This window comes from Paralimibaculum aggregatum (genome assembly GCF_030270585.1).
GTDB lineage: Bacteria > Pseudomonadota > Alphaproteobacteria > Rhodobacterales > Rhodobacteraceae > Thermohalobaculum > Thermohalobaculum aggregatum.
Map to the genome: position 1 here is coordinate 1 of NZ_BSYI01000039.1, position 14,545 is coordinate 14,545.

Below are 14,545 nucleotides of genomic sequence, written 5' to 3' on the forward strand. Positions count from 1 at the left end.
TGTTCTGTCTCCCTGTTCTTCCGGTCCGGGGCCTTGGCCGGCCCTCAGACACCCTCCACGATGGTCTGCACGCTTGTCGAGGCCCGCTGCCTGAGCAGCTTCGCCGCGGCATAGTCCTCGGAATGATACCAGTCCCGCGCCGCCTCGAAGCTGGGGAAGCGGATCACCACGGTGCGCCGGCCCGGCGGCTCGCCCTCGTGATACTCCGCCCGGCCGCCGCGCACGAGGAACTCGCCGCCGAACCGCGCCACCACCGGGCCGACCATCGCGACATAGTCGGGATAGGCCGCCGGGTCGGTCACGTCGATCTGCGCGATGACATATCCGAAGGGCATCGGCCGGGCGCGCTCCCTCAGGCCTCAGACCGGACTCGGATCGGCGGCGCTCGCCGCCCAGTCGGGCTCGAAGCCGAGGATCACCGTGTCCGGCGCGAGCTGCGGGTTGAAGAGGAAATTGTGCCACCAGGTCGCCTGGTGCAGCGGGTGGTGCTCGGCCAGCCGCCAGACCCGGCAGGCGAGCTCCCAGCGCTGCGCATAGGCCTCGAAGACCAGCCGGCAGCGCCCGGCCTCGCGGATCCGCGCCGCCCCCTCCGAGCCCGGCGGGAAGGTCGCCGTCAGCATGTCGGAGAATTCCTGGCCCTTCTGGTAATAGGTCTGCGACAGGAACTCGAGCGCCTTGCCGCGCCGCTCCGCCGGGTCGGCGGTGCGCTTGGCGATATGCATCAGCTCCGGCGTCTTCGAGGCGTTGGGCGCCTTGTTGAGCACGGTGATGACATGGCCCATCGGCGCCTCGGCGCCCTCCAGCCAGAGTTCGGGCGTGACCGCGTCGTCGGGCCGGCCGAGCCCCTCGCGCATCGCGATCTGGCGCACCCGGCACTGCCATTTCAGGAAGGCATCGCGCAGCGGGTGACGCACCGGCGCGATGCCGAGGGCGGCGGTGAGCTCGCTCATGCGACCTCCTTTGGGTCTGTCGGGCCGTGTCCCGCACGGCCGGTTCCGGAAGCCCCTGCCGGGGCGAAGGCGCGGTCATGGGTCAGGCTCGGGATCTTCGCCCGCGCCTCGGCCACCGCGTCGAGATCGATCGTCGCCGCCACCACGCCGGGCTCGGTGCCGCCATCGGCCAGCACCTCGCCCCAGGGCCCGACGATCAGCGAATGGCCATAGCTCTCGCCGCCCCCCGGCACCGGGCCGATGGCGCAGGGGCTCACCACGAAGGCGCCGTTCTCGATGGCGCGCGCCCGGTTCAGCACGTGCCAGTGCGCCTCGCCGGTCCTGCGCGTGAAGGCCGCCGGCACCGCGAGGATCTCCGCCCCGGCCTGCGCCAGATCGCGGTAGAGCGCCGGAAAGCGCAGGTCGTAGCAGATCGTGTGGCCGATCCGCGCGCCGGCGGCCTCCGCGAGGCAGGCCGCCGCCCCCGGCGCCACCCGGGCGCTCTCGCGGTAGACCTCCGTCTCCGAGAGCTGGATGTCGAACATGTGGATCTTGTCGTAGCGCGCGGCGATCGCGCCGTCCGGCGCGATGGTCAGCCCGCGGTTCAGCACCCGCCCCGCCGGCCCCGGCACCGCGACCGAGCCGACCAGCAGCCAGACGCCGCGGTCCCGCGCGAAGGCCCGCAGCCCCTGCACCACCGGATGGTCCGCCTCCGCCGCCGCGGGCGGCGCGATCATGCCGCCCTCGGTGGCGAGCCCGCCGCAGTATTCGGGCAGCGCGATGAGCTGCGCGCCGCCCGCGGCGGCCTGCCCGGCCAGGCCGAGCGCCTCCGCCAGCGCCCCCTCGAAATCGGCGCGGGGGCGCGTCTGCAGGCAGGCGATGGCGAGACGGCGCGCCATCAGAACTTCGTGTAGGCCTTGCGCAGCGTGACCAGCGGATGCCGGTCCGACATCTGGAACTTGATCAGCAGCTCGCGCGCGATCATGTCCCGGTCCTGCTGGTTGTCCGGCAGCGAGATGCTGTCCGGCACCCGGACCCAGCCGTTGATGTTGCGGTCGAACACCGCCGGCTTGCCCTCCTCGTAGCCCATGTGCACGTCCTCGAGCCAGTTCAGGTCGTCCCATCCCATGAACTCGACATAATCCTTCAGGAACGGCGTGATCCGGTCGTAGTCCGGCACGAGGTTCACGTCGTAGCGATAGCCGATATGCTGGCCGATCTCCTTCTCGCGCGCGGAGGCGAGCCCCTCCGCATCGGTCAGGAACTGGTCCACATCGGTGATCTCGGAGCCCTTGTAGCTGGTGCCCGCCATGTCTCGAATTCCTTGCGTTTGTCAGAGGCGCCCGCGATCCCCCGCGGGGATCGCCGCGGGGCCGGGGGCTCGATGCCCCCGGTCCCGCGGATGCCCTCAGAGATGGTGATAATCCGCGATGCCCACGGTGTGCTCGGTGCCGGCCAGCGGCACGCCCGCCATCGCCGAGGCTTCCATGGTCAGCGCCGCCAGGTCCTCCGGCTCGAGGCTGTGCAGGTTGGTCTTGCCGCAGGCGCGGGCGAAGAGCTGCGCCTCGATGGTCAGCGTGTGCAGGAAGTTGTAGACCCGCTCCGCCGCCTCGTCCGGGTCGAGCCGCTTGCGCAGCGCCGGGTCCTGCGTCGCCACGCCGACCGGGCAGCGCCCGGTGTGGCAGTGGTAGCAGTAGCCGGGCTCCGAGCCGATCTCCTCGGGATAGTTGGCCTCCGGGATGTCCTTGTTGCAGTTCAGCGCCATCATCACCGAATGGCCGAGCGCGATGGCATCGGCACCCAGCGCGATCGCCTTCGCCACATCGGCGCCGTTGCGGATGCCGCCGGCATAGATCAGCGTGATCTCGCCGCGCTTGCCGAGATCGTCGATGGCGCGCCGCGCCTGCCGGATCGCCGCCATGCCGGGCACGCCGGTATCCTCGGTGGCGAGGTGCGGGCCGGCGCCGGTGCCGCCCTCCATGCCGTCGATATAGATCGAGTCCGGGTCGCATTTCACCGCCATGCGCACGTCGTCATAGACGCGGGCGGCGCCGAGCTTGAGCTGGATCGGGATCTGCCAGTCGGTCGCCTCGCGGATCTCCTGGATCTTCAGCGCGAGATCGTCCGGGCCCAGCCAGTCCGGGTGCCGGGCCGGCGAGCGCTGGTCGATGCCGGCGGGCAGCGAGCGCATCTCGGCGACCTGGTCGGTCACCTTCTGGCCCATCAGGTGGCCGCCGAGGCCGACCTTGCAGCCCTGCCCGATGAAGAACTCGCAGCCATCCGCCAGGACCAGGTGGTTCGGGTTGAAGCCGTAGCGGCTCTGGATGCACTGGTAGAACCATTTCGAGCTGTAGCGGCGCTCGTCGGGGATCATGCCGCCCTCGCCCGAGCAGGTCGCGGTGCCGGCCATGGTGGCGCCGCGGGCCAGCGCGGTCTTGGCCTCGTAGCTCAGCGCGCCGAAGCTCATGCCGGTGACATAGACCGGGATGTCGAGCTCGATCGGGCGCTTGGCGCGCGGGCCGATCACCGTCTTGGTGTCGCATTTCTCCCGGTAGCCCTCGATGACGAACCGCGTCAGCGTGCCGGGCAGGAAGGTCAGGTCGTCCCAGTGCGGGATCTTCTTGAACAGCGAGAACCCGCGCATCCGGTAGCGGCCGAGCTCGGCCTTCACATGGATGTCGTCGATCACCCGCGGCGGGAAGACGAAGGAATTGCCGAGCCGGTACGGGTCCCGGTCGAGCGGCTTCTTGGTCGGTGCTCCGTCGGCCATGATGGTCTCCAGACTTTTGACTTGGCCGGGGGCACCATAGCCCCCGGCAGACGGGTGCATGCCGTCAGAGGATCAGCTTCTTCTCGGAGGGCTCGAGGTTGTCGTAGTTCCAGAGCTGCTTGCCCGCCACGACCTTGGTGAAGTGGTCGACGCCCTTGTCCGGCATCAGCCCGTACTGGGTGAGCTTGCGGGTCAGCCACTTGCGGTCGAGATCGGTCAGCTCGGCCTCGACGGCATCGACGCCCAGCGAGCGGATCGAGCCGCCGATGAAGATCGTGCCGTCATACATCGAGTCGCCGAGGTTCTTGCCGGCATTGCCGCAGACCACCATGCGCCCGCGCTGCATCATGAAGCCCGAGAGCGCGCCGGTGTCGCCGCCGACGATGATCGTTCCGCCCTTCATGTCGATGCCGGTGCGGCTGCCGACGGAGCCCTTGCAGACCAGGTCGCCGCCGCGGATCGCCGCGCCGAAGGTGGAGCCGGCATTCTTCTCGACCACCACGGTGCCCGACATCATGTTCTCGGCGCAGGACCAGCCGACGCGCCCGTTGATGCGGACGTTCGGCCCGTCGATCAGCCCGGTGCCGAAATAGCCGAGCGAGCCCTCGAAGATCAGGTTGAGCCGGCTCAGGATGCCGACCCCGAGGCTGTGCTTGCCGCGCGGGTTCTTCACCACGATGGTGCCGAAGCCCTCGCGCATCAGGCCGCGGATCTTCGCGTTGACCTCGGTCGTGGTCATCGCGTCGGCGTCGATCTCGGTGCGCTTGTTGAAATCGACATCCGGCGCCCAGGGATAGCCGAAGCGGGCCTCCTCCCCCGGCTTGAACTCGATGAACATCGAGCGCGAGGTCAGCTGCTCGGTCATCATCCCGAGGGCGCGGGCGCGCTCCTCCTGGCTCATGGTCTTGAGCTCGGCGTCGCTCACGCTTGCCATACCCGGACCTCCTCATCGTAAGGATCGGTGGTGTCGATTTCCTGCGGCAGGATCGAGCGGATCGCGACCTCCTCCGAGGCCATGGCGATCAGCTCGTCGGATTCGTAGAGCACCAGCGGCTTGGCGGCCATGGTGTCCTTGGCCATGCCGAGCTGGTCGCTGGTGGCCACGAGATAGGTGAACACCCCGTCGATCTCATCGATCGACTGGCGCAGGCTGTCCTCGAGGCTCACGCCGTTGGCCAGGTTGTGCGCGGTGTAGACCGCGAGCAGCTCGCTGTCGCAGTTCGACATGAAGCGGTGGCCCTTGCGCTCCATCTGGCGGCGCATGATCCAGTAGTTGGTGATCTGGCCGTTATGCACCACCGAGACGTCGTTGTAGGGAAACGCCCAGTAGGGATGCGCGGAGCGGATGTCGACGTCGGATTCGGTCGCCATCCGGGTGTGCCCGATGGCATGCGTGCCGGCGAAATCGCCGAGCGCGTACTGGCCCGAGACCACGGTCGCGTCGCCGAGATCCTTGATCAGCTCGAGCGCGTTGCCGAGCGAGAGGATCTCGACGCCCTCGACCTCCTCGATATGCTTGGCCATCGCCTCGGTGTCGCCGGAATGGCCGAGCACGTAGCGCAGCGCATAGGGCGTGACCCGGCTCTGCGACTTCACCTGGGCGTCATGCGAGGCCAGGCGCTTGTCGACCTCGGCGATGCGCGCCTCGATCAGGTCGCGCACGCCCGAGCCCTTGCCCATGTCCTCCTGCTCGGCAACCTTCAGGCGCATCACGTAGTCGCCCGGGTTGCCGGAGCCGTAGACCGCGAAGCCGGTCGAATCCGGCCCCCGATGCTTCAGCGATTGGAGCATCGAGGTCATCTCGCCGCCCACGTTCGAAGTCTTGCCTCGATGGATGAGGCCTGCAATTCCACACATTGCGTTTGACCCTTGCTTGCAGCCGTTCCGGGCCGCGGCCAGCGGCGTCCCCGCAGGGATCGGGGCGCTCTTCGCCACGCCCCGGAACGGCGGTTGTCCTTCCCGACAGGCCCGAGATCAGGGCAGGCAGTCGAGATAGGTCTTCTGATCCCAGTCCGTGACGGTGTGGTTGAAGCGCTCCCACTCGTCGGTCTTGTACTCGTGATAGAGCCGGTACATCTCGCCCGGCATCGCGCTCTTGATCACATCGTCCGCGGCCAGCGCCTCGAGCGCCGCGCCCAGCGTCATCGGCAGCTTGGCGACCTGCTTGCCGGCCTCCATGGCGGCGTAGATGTTGCGCTCCTCGGGCTTGCCGCAGTCGATCTTGTTGGAGATGCCGTCGTCGCATGCCTGCAGGATCGCCGAGGCCATCAGGTAGGGGTTGACCATCGAGTCCACCGAGCGGAACTCGAACCGCCCCGGCGCCGAGATGCGCAGGCCCGTGGTGCGGTTCTGGAAGCCCCAGTCCTTGAAGACCGGCGCCCAGAAGCCGGTGTCCCAGAGCCGGCGGTAGGAGTTGACCGTGGAGCAGCCGATCGCGGTCATCGCGTCGAGATGCTTGACGATGCCGCCGATCGAGTGCTGCCCGACGATGCCCGGCATCTGCCGGTCGTCGCCCTCCGGGTCGAACAGGTTCTCGCCGCCCGAACGATAGGTAAACACCTCGTCCATCGCCGCGCGGGTCTCCTGGCCGAGCTTCTTCGGCGCGTCCTCGCCGCCGGTCCACAGCGAGATGTTGTGGTGGCAGCCCGAGGCCGAGACGCCCATGAAGGGCTTGGTCATGAAACAGGCGATCAGGTTGAACTCGCGGCCGACCTGCGCGCAGATCTGGCGATAGGTCGAGAGCCGGTCGGCGGTGCGCTCGCAGTCGTCGAAGGACCAGTTCAGCTCGAGCTGGCCCGGCGCGTCCTCATGGTCGCCCTGGATGATGTCGAGCCCCATCGCGCGGGAATACTCGATCACCTTCATGTAGACCGGGCGCAGGCTCTCGAACTGGTCGATGTGGTAGCAGTAGGGGTTGGAAAACCCGCCGTTCGGCTGGCCGTTCTCGTCCTTCTTCAGCCACATCATCTCCGGCTCGGTGCCCGAGCGCAGGTGGCAGCCGTGCTTCTCCTTGAAGGCGGCATGCAGGCGGCGCAGGTTGCCGCGGCAGTCGGAGGTCAGGTAGGCGCCGGCGTCCTCGCGCTCCTCGCGGTTGCGGAACAGCGTGCACCAGATGCGCGCCACGCGCTTGTCCCAGGGGAGCTGGCAGAAGGTCTCGGGCTCGGGGATGCCGACGAGCTCCGCCGCCTCCGGGCCATAGCCGAGATACTCGCCATGGCGGTTGGTGAACAGGTTGACCGTCGCGCCGTAGACGAGCTGGAAGCCCTTGCGCGAGATGCTCTCCCAGTGATCCGCGGGGATGCCCTTGCCGCAGATCCGCCCCGTCACCGAGACGAACTGCAGATAGAGATACTCGATGCCGAGGGCGTCGATCTTCTGACGCACCTCCCGTACCAGTGCCTCGCGGCCGTCAGCCTCGACGAAGGCTTCGATATCCTGCTGTGCCAATGCTCGCTCTCCCTGTTCTGGACCCATTCCGGACCTCCCAGGAGTTGGCGAGGCCCGCGCTAGGCGACGGGTCTGTTCGGCTGCTGGAAACGCTACTCGATTCGCACCGGAGCGCAACCTCTTTTGAGCCAATTGCGGACAGAAAACTTGCCTCACGCCACGTTCGGTATATTATTGGATCAAAATCAAGGGAGCCACCATGGAAAGTGAAGGCCGCCGGCGCATCGGCTCGAGCGAGGTCACCGCGAGCCTCCGCAGGGAGATCATGTCGGGTCACCTGATGCAGGGCGACCGCCTGCCCCCGGAACGCGCGCTTTCCGAACGATTCGGCGTCGCCCGCGGCACCGTGCGCGAGGCGCTCGGCCGGCTGGCGCGCGAGGGGCTGGTGGAGATCCGCCCGGGCAGCGGCGCCTATGTCCGCAGCTCTGCCGTCGGCGCGGTCAACCCGGTGATCGACAACACCGGCCCGCTCGAACTGATCGATACCCGCTTCGCCCTCGAGCCGCATATCTGCCGGCTCGCCGTGCTGCATGCCCGGCGCGAGGATCTCGACCGCTACGAGGCGCTGCTCGGCCAGATGGAGGAGAGCGAGGGCAACCCGGAGCGCTTCTCCGATGCCGATACCGAGTTCCACACCCTGCTCGCCCAGAGCACCGGCAACGGCCTGCTGATCTGGATCGTCGGCCAGATCAGCTCGGTGCGCGGGCGCGACCAGTGGTACCGGATGCGGACCCTGACGCTCGACCGCGAGATGATCGCCGCCTACAACCGCCAGCACCGCGAGATCGTCGCGGCGATCCGCGAGCGCGAGCCGGAGCGCGCGGCGGAGGCGATGAAGCGGCATCTGGAAACCGCCCGGCTGTCGCTGACCCGCGCCGCCAGCACCTGACCGGCCGGCACCTGACCGGCTGCGCGGGGCGCGCGCCGCGCCTGTACCAAAACCCCACCGAAATCGGACCAAAGCCGGCGCAGGACCGCGCCGGCACCCGCCCTCCGGCCGGGCTCAGACCCGTGCCGCGGTCTGCATCCAGTTGATGTAGACCCGCTCGGCGAGGCGGTTGAACTCGGCCATCCGCGCCGCGCAGTCGGCCGCCAGGCGCGCCGGCCCGTCCGGCCCCATCGCCGCCTCCAGCGAGGCGCGGTATTCCGGGATCGCGAGCCAGTTCGCCACGGTGTCGGGCTCCACCTCGATGTGGAACTGCGCCGAATAGGCGCGCGGGCCCCAGGCCATCGCCTGCACCGCGCAGGCCGGCGAGGTGGCGAGGCAGCTCGCCCCGGCCGGCATCTCCAGCACCTCGGCGCCGTGCCATTGCAGGCAGGCGAAGACCTCAGGCAGATCGTCGAAGATCACCGTGGTGGCGCCGACCTCGGTGAGGCGCACATCCATCACGCCGATCTCCGGCGTCGCCGAGGGGCCGACCCGGCCGCCGACCGCCTCCGCCAGCAGCTGGTGCCCGAGGCAGAGCCCGAGGAAGGGCATGCCGCGCTCCTCCACCGCGGTGCGGATCAGCCGCTTCTCCGGCGCCAGCCAGGGATGCGCCTCCTCCTGCCAGACATCCATCGGCCCGCCCATCACCCAGAGCGCGTCGTTGCCCTCGAGCGCCGATGCCTCGGGCACCGGCTCGCCCTCGTCGAGATGCACCGGGTGCCAGCTGTGGCCGTCCTCCTCGAGGAAGGGGCGGAAGGCGCCGGGGTGCTCGGCGCGGGCATGCTGCAGGACGAGGATCTTCATGTCGGGGGGTCCCTCTCGATGGGCGCGCCGGGCAGGCCCGGGGCGGCGCGGGAATGGAATTGGCGGCGGGTCCGGCGGGCCGCGGCCTCAGCCGGCGGCGGGGGCGGCCCCGCCCGGCGGGAGCTCGTCCAGCACCCGGTCGATCACCGCGGAGAGCTCGTCATAGCGGATCGGCTTGGCGATGTAGGCGTCCATGCCGGCCTCGAGGCATTCCGCCATGCAGCGCGGCATCGCATCGGCCGAGACCCCGACCACCGGCAGCACGCGGCCCGAGGCCGCCTCGCCGGCGCGGATGCGGCGCACCAGCTCGATCCCGTCCATGCCGGGCATCCGGACATCCATCACCACGAGGTCGATGCCGCCGCGTGCGAGCCGTTCCAGCGCCGCAGCGCCGCCATCGGCCGGCTCGGAGGTGATGTTGCAGAGCTTCAGCAGCTCCTTCATCAGCATGGCATGGGCCGGGTTGTCCTCGACGCAGAGCGCATGGGCGCGCACCGGCGTGGTCTCGACATCGGCGCGCAGCGGCAGCTCGACGCTGACCGTGGTGCCGGCGCCCGGGGCGCTGTCGATCTTCACCGTGCCGGACATCCGCTCGACGGTGTTGTGCACGATGGCGAGGCCGAGGCCGAGCCCGTCCCGCTCCTGCACGCCGGCGGAATGGTCGCGCAGGAAGGGCTCGAAGGCGCGCGCGGCGAATTCCGGGCTCATCCCGATCCCGGTGTCGATCACCGCGATCCTGAGTCCCGCCTCGGCGGGCGCGACGGTGACGCGCACGCCGCCGGTCTCGGTATAGTTGATCGCGTTGGAGAGCAGGTTGGTGACGATCTGGCCGACCCGCATCGGGTCGCCGAAATGGCGTTCGGGCAGGCCCGGATCGAGATCGATTCCCAGCCGAAGGCCCTTCGCGATCGCCTGCCCCTGCTGCTCTGCCAACACGCTCTGCATCAGTCGCTCCACCTCGAACCATTCCTCGTTCAGCGTGAGTTGCTCGCTCCAGCCGCGGGCATAGTCGAGCACCTCGTTGATCAGGCCGAGCAGCGCCCGCCCCGACTGGTCGATCAGGCCGAACATCCGCTTCACATCCGCCGGCAGCGCGCGCTGCGCGGCGAGCTGGGTCATGCCGAGGATGGTGTTGAGCGGGGTGCGCAGCTCGTGGCCCATATGCGCGACGAAGCTGTTCTTCGCCGCATTCGCCGCCTCGGCCGCCTCCTTGGCGGCGCGCAGCTCGGCCTCGAGCTGCTTGACCGCGGTGATGTCGATCATCACCCCGCGCAGGCGGCAGCCGCCGGCGCCCTCCTGCATCACGGTGACGATGTCGCGCAGCCAGAGATAGCGCCCGTCGGCCGCGCGCATCCGGTATTCGAGCTCGTGGTCGCGGCCCTCGGCGGTCTGCTCCATGCAGAAGGCGAGCGCGCGCTCGCGGTCCTCCGGGTGGATCATGCTCTCCCAGAAGCCGGGGCGATACCAGGCCGCCTCCGGGTGGCCGAGCAGCGTCTCGGCAAAGGCCGACACGAAGGTGAAGTGCAGATCCGGAAGCTGGGCCTCCCAGAGGATCGCCTTGGTCGACTCCACGATCGCCTCGAGATCGTCGACGCTCCCCGCCCGGTCGGCTGCCTCGGTCACGCTCAACTCCAACGCCCGTTCGTCGCACCAGCCTGCTGGCACCCGCCAAGTCTTGCCCGCCGCGGGGAAAAACTGCAAGCGCGGGCTCCGCCGGGCGGGCCGGCGGCGGTCAGGGCGGGCCGGGAATGTTCTGCGCCTCCGAGGGCGGGTGGCGGAAATAGCGGCGGAAGTCGCGGCTGAACTGCGAGGGGCTCTCGTAGCCGACCGCGTGGGCGGCCCGGCTTGGCGTCAGATTGTTGTGCAGGATCAGCGCCTTGGCCCGGTTGAGCCGGAGCTTCTTGAGATATTGCAGCGGGGTCTCGGCGGTCACCTCCTTGAAGGCGCGGTGAAACGCCGAGACGCTGAGCCCGGCCTCCTCGGCCAGCTCGGCCACCGGCAGGCGCCCGGTGAAGCCGGTATGGATGCGGCCGATTGCCCGGGCGATGCAGGCGGCGCGCGTGTCGGCCCGGGCCAGCGCGCGAAGCGCCGCGCCATGCCCGCCGGTGAGCGCGCGATAGACCACCTCGCGGGCCAGCCCGGGGCCGAGCGCGCGGGCATCCGCCGGGTTGCCATGGGCCAGCAGCAGCCGCTCCACCGCATCGGCCATCCCCGGGTCGAGCCGCACCGGCTCGGCGCCGAGCCAGCCCGGGTCGCCGGCCGCCGCGCCGGCGGCCCCCGGCGCCGTGCCGTCGATGAGGTCCACCAGCTCGCCGAGCATCGCCCGGTCGATCCCGATGAAGACCCCCATCAGCGGCTCTTCCGGGGTGGCGAAGGTCTCGCATTCGAAGGGCATCGGCACCGAGACCACGAGATAGGTCTGCGGGTCGTAGCGGAACTCGCGCGCGCCGAGGCGCCCGATCTTGTAGCCCTGCCCGATGATCACCAGCCCGGCATCGTAGAGCACCGGGGTGCAGGGCACGTAGTCCTGCGCCCAGTAGAGCCGCACGCCGGGCACCTGGCCCTCGACCATGCCGTTGGGCGTGCCCGCCGCGTGCTCCGCGAGCAGCTCCCGCAGGAGCGATCCGATCCGCGTCATGCCAGCACCTCCCGTCTGCCGCCCGGCCCGCCCGGCCCGTCCGGCCCATCCTGCCCATCCGGCCCGTCCGGAGCACAGAATAGACAGCAAGCGGGCGCTCCGCCGAGCCCCGGCGGCGCATCCGGGCAGGATCGGGCAAGAGATAGAGAGGAACCGACCCGCCATCGCCGTCGCTGCGCCGCGCCGCCGCGCTATATCTCCCACCATCGCCCGGACCGCCGGGCAGAACCGAGGAAGGGATGCGGCATGACCGATTTCAAGCTCAACGGACGGGAGGTCTCCCTCTCGATTCCCGAGGACACCCCGCTTCTGTGGGCGCTGCGCGACGAGCTGCGGATGACCGGCACCAAGTTCGGCTGCGGCATCGCGCAATGCGGCGCCTGCACCGTGATGATCGACGGCGTCGCCAGCCGCGCCTGCGTGACCCCGGTCGCGGCCGTCGCGGGCTCGGAGGTCACCACCATCGAGGGCCTCGAGGGCCGCGAGGCGGCGGCGGTGCGCGAGGCCTGGGTGGCGATCGACGTGCCGCAATGCGGCTACTGCCAGTCCGGCCAGGTGGTGGCGGCCACGGCGCTGCTGCGCGAGACGCCGAAGCCGAGCGACGAGGACATCGACTTCGCCATGGAGGGCAATGCCTGCCGCTGCGCCAGCTATGTGCGCATCCGCCAGGCGATCCACGACGCCGCCGCCAAGCTGGAGGGCTGAGCCATGACCAAGATCGCACCCAACCGACGCGAGATGCTGGCCGGCGCTGCCGGGCTGGTGATCGGCCTGGCGCTGCCCGGGGCCGCGCGTGCGCAGTCCGGCGCCGCCGCGGTGATCCGGGGCGAGGCCGACGCGGTCTTCGCGCCCAACGCCTTCATCCGCGTCGCGCCCGACAACACCGTCACCGTGCTGATCAAGCATATCGAGTTCGGCCAGGGCCCGATGACCGGGCTGGCCACGCTGGTCGCCGAGGAGATGGATGCCAGCTGGGACCAGATGCGCGCCGAGCACGCGCCCTCGGACCCCCAGATCTATGCCAACCTCGCCTTCGGCATCCAGGGCACCGGCGGCTCCACCGCCATCGCCAACGCCTATCTGCAGATGCGCCGGGCCGGCGCCGCGGCGCGGGCGATGCTGGTGGCCGCGGCGGCCGCGCGCTGGGGCGTGCCGGCCGGCGAGATCGCGGTGGCCGAAGGCATCCTCTCGCACCCCTCCGGCAAGTCCGCCAGCTTCGGCGAACTGGCCGAGGCGGCGGCCGGGCAGGCCGCGCCGGAGGCGCCCCGGCTCAAGGAGCCCTCCGAGTTCCGCCTGATCGGCACCGACCGGCCGCGGCTCGACAGCCGGGCGAAATCCACCGGCACGGCCAAGTTCACCATCGATGTCTACCGCGAGGGGATGCTGACCGTGGCGGTCGCGCATCCGCCGAAATTCGGCGCGGTGGTGGCGAGCGTGGACGAGACGGCGGCGCTGGCCGTCGCCGGGGTCGAGCGGGTGGCGCGGATCGGCGCGGGCGTCGCGGTCTATGGCCGCAACACCTGGGCGGCGCTGCAGGGCCGCGATGCGCTGGAGATCGACTGGGACGAGAGCGCCGCCGAGACCCGCTCGACCGACGAGCTGGCCCGCATCTTCGCCGAGGCGGCGCGCAGGCCGGCCACCCCGGTGGAGGGCGGCGGCGATGTCGATGCCGCCTTCGCCGCGGCGGCGACCACCCATGAGGCGGAGTTCGAGTTCCCCTATCTCGCCCATGCCCCGCTCGAGCCGCTGGATGCGGTGATCGAGCATCGCGGCGACAGCGCCGAGCTCTGGATGGGCTCGCAGCTGCAGACGGTGGACCACCAGGTCGTGGCCGGCGCCCTCGGGCTCGACCCGGCGCAGGTGCGCATCAACACCATGCTCGCCGGCGGCAGCTTCGGCCGGCGCGCGCAGCCCACATCGCATCTCGCCGCCGAGATCGGCGAGATCGCCCGCGCCGCCGGGCCCGGCGCCTACAAGCTGCTCTGGACCCGCGAGGACGACATCACCGGCGGTCACTACCGCCCGCTCACGGTGCACCGGCTGCGCGGCGCGCTCAATGCCGAGGGCCGGATCTCGGCCTGGGAGAACACCATCGCCAACCAGTCGATCGTGGCCGGCAGCCCCTTCGAGATGCTGATGCAGGACGGGGTCGACGCCACCTCGGTCGAGGGCGCGCGCGACATGCCCTATGCCTGGCCGGCGCACCGGGTCTCCTGGGCGCGGATGGAGGCCGGCGTGCCGGTGCTCTGGTGGCGCTCGGTGGGCCACACCCACACCGCCTATGCCACCGAGGTGTTCCTCGACGAGCTGCTGGCGAAGGGCGGGCAGGACGCGGTGGAGGGCCGGCTGCGGCTGATCCGCGGCGACCGGCCGCGCGACCGGGCGGTGCTCGAGCGGGTCGCCGAGATCTCCGGCTGGCAGGGGCCGGGCCGCGGCGACCGGGCGCTCGGCGTCGCGCTGCACAAGAGCTTCGGCACCCATGTGGCGATGATCGCCGAGGTCTCCGAGGCGGACGGCATGCCGAAGGTGCACAAGGTCTGGGCGGCGGTGGATTGCGGGGTCGCGGTCAACCCCAACATCATCCGCGCGCAGGTCGAGGGCGGCGTCGGCTACGGCCTCTCGGCGGCGCTGCACAACGAGCTGACCCTCGAGGAAGGCGGCCGGGTGGCGCAGACCAATTTCGACACCTATCCCCTGCTGCGCATCCCCGAGATGCCGGTGGTCGAGGTCTCGATCATCGCCAGCGCCGAGGCGCCCAGCGGCATCGGCGAGCCCGGCGTGCCGCCGCTGGCGCCGGCGGTCGGCAATGCCTGGCGGGTGCTGACCGGAGCCGCCAAGCGGCGCCTGCCCTTCGCGGCGCCCGAGCGCGATCTCGGCCGCGCCTGACGCCGCCGCGGGGAGGGCCCACCCCTCCCCGCACCCCCTCTCCCGCGACATCCGGCAATTCCTGTCGATCCCGGGTGGCGAGCGGTCGCAGACCGGTGGCCGGCCGCGGCGGCGCGCGCTAGTCTGGCGCGGCCCCGCTTCCA

Annotated in this window: 14 protein-coding genes; 3 read left to right on the forward strand and 11 right to left on the reverse strand. The window is 70.4% G+C overall.

Annotated elements, in window-relative coordinates:
* Positions 1 to 44: 44 nt before the first annotated feature.
* The 8 genes from QSJ97_RS18945 to QSJ97_RS18980 all read right to left on the reverse strand — a co-directional run bounded on the left by QSJ97_RS18945 (position 45) and on the right by QSJ97_RS18980 (position 7,146).
* Positions 45 to 335, reverse strand: a complete 291-nt coding sequence (locus tag QSJ97_RS18945; RefSeq protein ID WP_285673655.1) for a DUF1330 domain-containing protein — start codon at positions 333 to 335, stop codon at positions 45 to 47.
* 24 nt (positions 336 to 359) lie between these two features.
* The gene (locus tag QSJ97_RS18950) at positions 360 to 950 is read right to left on the reverse strand and encodes a hypothetical protein (RefSeq protein WP_285673656.1); all 591 of its coding nucleotides are present in this window, start codon (positions 948 to 950) and stop codon (positions 360 to 362) included.
* Complete coding sequence (locus tag QSJ97_RS18955) at positions 947 to 1,828, reverse strand: nitrilase-related carbon-nitrogen hydrolase (protein WP_285673658.1); 882 nt, start codon at positions 1,826 to 1,828, stop codon at positions 947 to 949. Before QSJ97_RS18955 ends, QSJ97_RS18950 begins: the two co-directional genes overlap by 4 nt.
* Complete coding sequence (locus tag QSJ97_RS18960) at positions 1,828 to 2,241, reverse strand: hypothetical protein (protein WP_285673659.1); 414 nt, start codon at positions 2,239 to 2,241, stop codon at positions 1,828 to 1,830. Before QSJ97_RS18960 ends, QSJ97_RS18955 begins: the two co-directional genes overlap by 1 nt.
* 96 nt (positions 2,242 to 2,337) lie before the next feature.
* Positions 2,338 to 3,699: an FMN-binding glutamate synthase family protein gene (locus tag QSJ97_RS18965; protein ID WP_285673661.1), complete on the reverse strand. Its 1,362-nt coding sequence runs from the start codon at positions 3,697 to 3,699 to the stop codon at positions 2,338 to 2,340.
* A gap of 64 nt (positions 3,700 to 3,763) precedes the next feature.
* Complete coding sequence (locus QSJ97_RS18970; protein WP_285673663.1) at positions 3,764 to 4,633, reverse strand: GltB/FmdC/FwdC-like GXGXG domain-containing protein; 870 nt, start codon at positions 4,631 to 4,633, stop codon at positions 3,764 to 3,766.
* Positions 4,621 to 5,490, reverse strand: coding sequence for a class II glutamine amidotransferase domain-containing protein (locus QSJ97_RS18975; protein WP_285673665.1), 870 nt, complete (start codon positions 5,488 to 5,490; stop codon positions 4,621 to 4,623). The genes QSJ97_RS18970 and QSJ97_RS18975 overlap by 13 nt, the downstream gene beginning before the upstream one ends.
* A gap of 183 nt (positions 5,491 to 5,673) precedes the next feature.
* Positions 5,674 to 7,146: a glutamine synthetase family protein gene (locus tag QSJ97_RS18980; RefSeq protein WP_285673666.1), complete on the reverse strand. Its 1,473-nt coding sequence runs from the start codon at positions 7,144 to 7,146 to the stop codon at positions 5,674 to 5,676.
* A 199-nt stretch (positions 7,147 to 7,345) separates the two neighbouring features.
* Here QSJ97_RS18980 and QSJ97_RS18985 point away from each other — a divergent pair, with 199 nt between their 5' ends.
* Positions 7,346 to 8,035, forward strand: coding sequence for a FadR/GntR family transcriptional regulator (locus tag QSJ97_RS18985; RefSeq protein ID WP_285673667.1), 690 nt, complete (start codon positions 7,346 to 7,348; stop codon positions 8,033 to 8,035).
* Between the two features lie 114 nt (positions 8,036 to 8,149).
* On the opposite strand, the gene QSJ97_RS18990 is transcribed toward QSJ97_RS18985, so the two are convergent.
* The 3 genes from QSJ97_RS18990 to QSJ97_RS19000 all read right to left on the reverse strand — a co-directional run bounded on the left by QSJ97_RS18990 (position 8,150) and on the right by QSJ97_RS19000 (position 11,516).
* Positions 8,150 to 8,878, reverse strand: coding sequence for a type 1 glutamine amidotransferase (locus tag QSJ97_RS18990; protein WP_285673668.1), 729 nt, complete (start codon positions 8,876 to 8,878; stop codon positions 8,150 to 8,152).
* Positions 8,879 to 8,965: 87 nt separating this feature from the next.
* Positions 8,966 to 10,501: an ATP-binding response regulator gene (locus QSJ97_RS18995; RefSeq protein WP_285673669.1), complete on the reverse strand. Its 1,536-nt coding sequence runs from the start codon at positions 10,499 to 10,501 to the stop codon at positions 8,966 to 8,968.
* 109 nt (positions 10,502 to 10,610) lie between these two features.
* On the reverse strand, positions 10,611 to 11,516 hold the full coding sequence (locus QSJ97_RS19000) for an AraC family transcriptional regulator (RefSeq protein WP_285673670.1): 906 nt from the start codon (positions 11,514 to 11,516) through the stop codon (positions 10,611 to 10,613).
* 246 nt (positions 11,517 to 11,762) lie between these two features.
* Here QSJ97_RS19000 and QSJ97_RS19005 point away from each other — a divergent pair, with 246 nt between their 5' ends.
* Both QSJ97_RS19005 and QSJ97_RS19010 read left to right on the forward strand, forming a co-directional pair.
* Complete coding sequence (locus QSJ97_RS19005) at positions 11,763 to 12,221, forward strand: (2Fe-2S)-binding protein (protein ID WP_285673671.1); 459 nt, start codon at positions 11,763 to 11,765, stop codon at positions 12,219 to 12,221.
* 3 nt (positions 12,222 to 12,224) lie between these two features.
* A complete protein-coding gene (locus tag QSJ97_RS19010; RefSeq protein WP_285673672.1) occupies positions 12,225 to 14,402 on the forward strand; it encodes a xanthine dehydrogenase family protein molybdopterin-binding subunit in 2,178 nt (725 codons plus the stop codon).
* Positions 14,403 to 14,545 lie beyond the last annotated feature (143 nt).

Coding starts and splice junctions, on each gene's coding strand:
- QSJ97_RS18975 (WP_285673665.1), bottom strand. CDS start 5,490: ATGCTCCAATCGCTGAAGCATCGGGGGCCGGATTCGACCGGCTTCGCG.
- QSJ97_RS18945 (WP_285673655.1), bottom strand. CDS start 335: ATGCCCTTCGGATATGTCATCGCGCAGATCGACGTGACCGACCCGGCG.
- QSJ97_RS18990 (WP_285673668.1), bottom strand. CDS start 8,878: ATGAAGATCCTCGTCCTGCAGCATGCCCGCGCCGAGCACCCCGGCGCC.
- QSJ97_RS19010 (WP_285673672.1), top strand. CDS start 12,225: ATGACCAAGATCGCACCCAACCGACGCGAGATGCTGGCCGGCGCTGCC.
- QSJ97_RS18965 (WP_285673661.1), bottom strand. CDS start 3,699: ATGGCCGACGGAGCACCGACCAAGAAGCCGCTCGACCGGGACCCGTAC.
- QSJ97_RS18960 (WP_285673659.1), bottom strand. CDS start 2,241: ATGGCGGGCACCAGCTACAAGGGCTCCGAGATCACCGATGTGGACCAG.
- QSJ97_RS18950 (WP_285673656.1), bottom strand. CDS start 950: ATGAGCGAGCTCACCGCCGCCCTCGGCATCGCGCCGGTGCGTCACCCG.
- QSJ97_RS18955 (WP_285673658.1), bottom strand. CDS start 1,828: ATGGCGCGCCGTCTCGCCATCGCCTGCCTGCAGACGCGCCCCCGCGCC.
- QSJ97_RS19000 (WP_285673670.1), bottom strand. CDS start 11,516: ATGACGCGGATCGGATCGCTCCTGCGGGAGCTGCTCGCGGAGCACGCG.
- QSJ97_RS19005 (WP_285673671.1), top strand. CDS start 11,763: ATGACCGATTTCAAGCTCAACGGACGGGAGGTCTCCCTCTCGATTCCC.
- QSJ97_RS18985 (WP_285673667.1), top strand. CDS start 7,346: ATGGAAAGTGAAGGCCGCCGGCGCATCGGCTCGAGCGAGGTCACCGCG.
- QSJ97_RS18970 (WP_285673663.1), bottom strand. CDS start 4,633: ATGGCAAGCGTGAGCGACGCCGAGCTCAAGACCATGAGCCAGGAGGAG.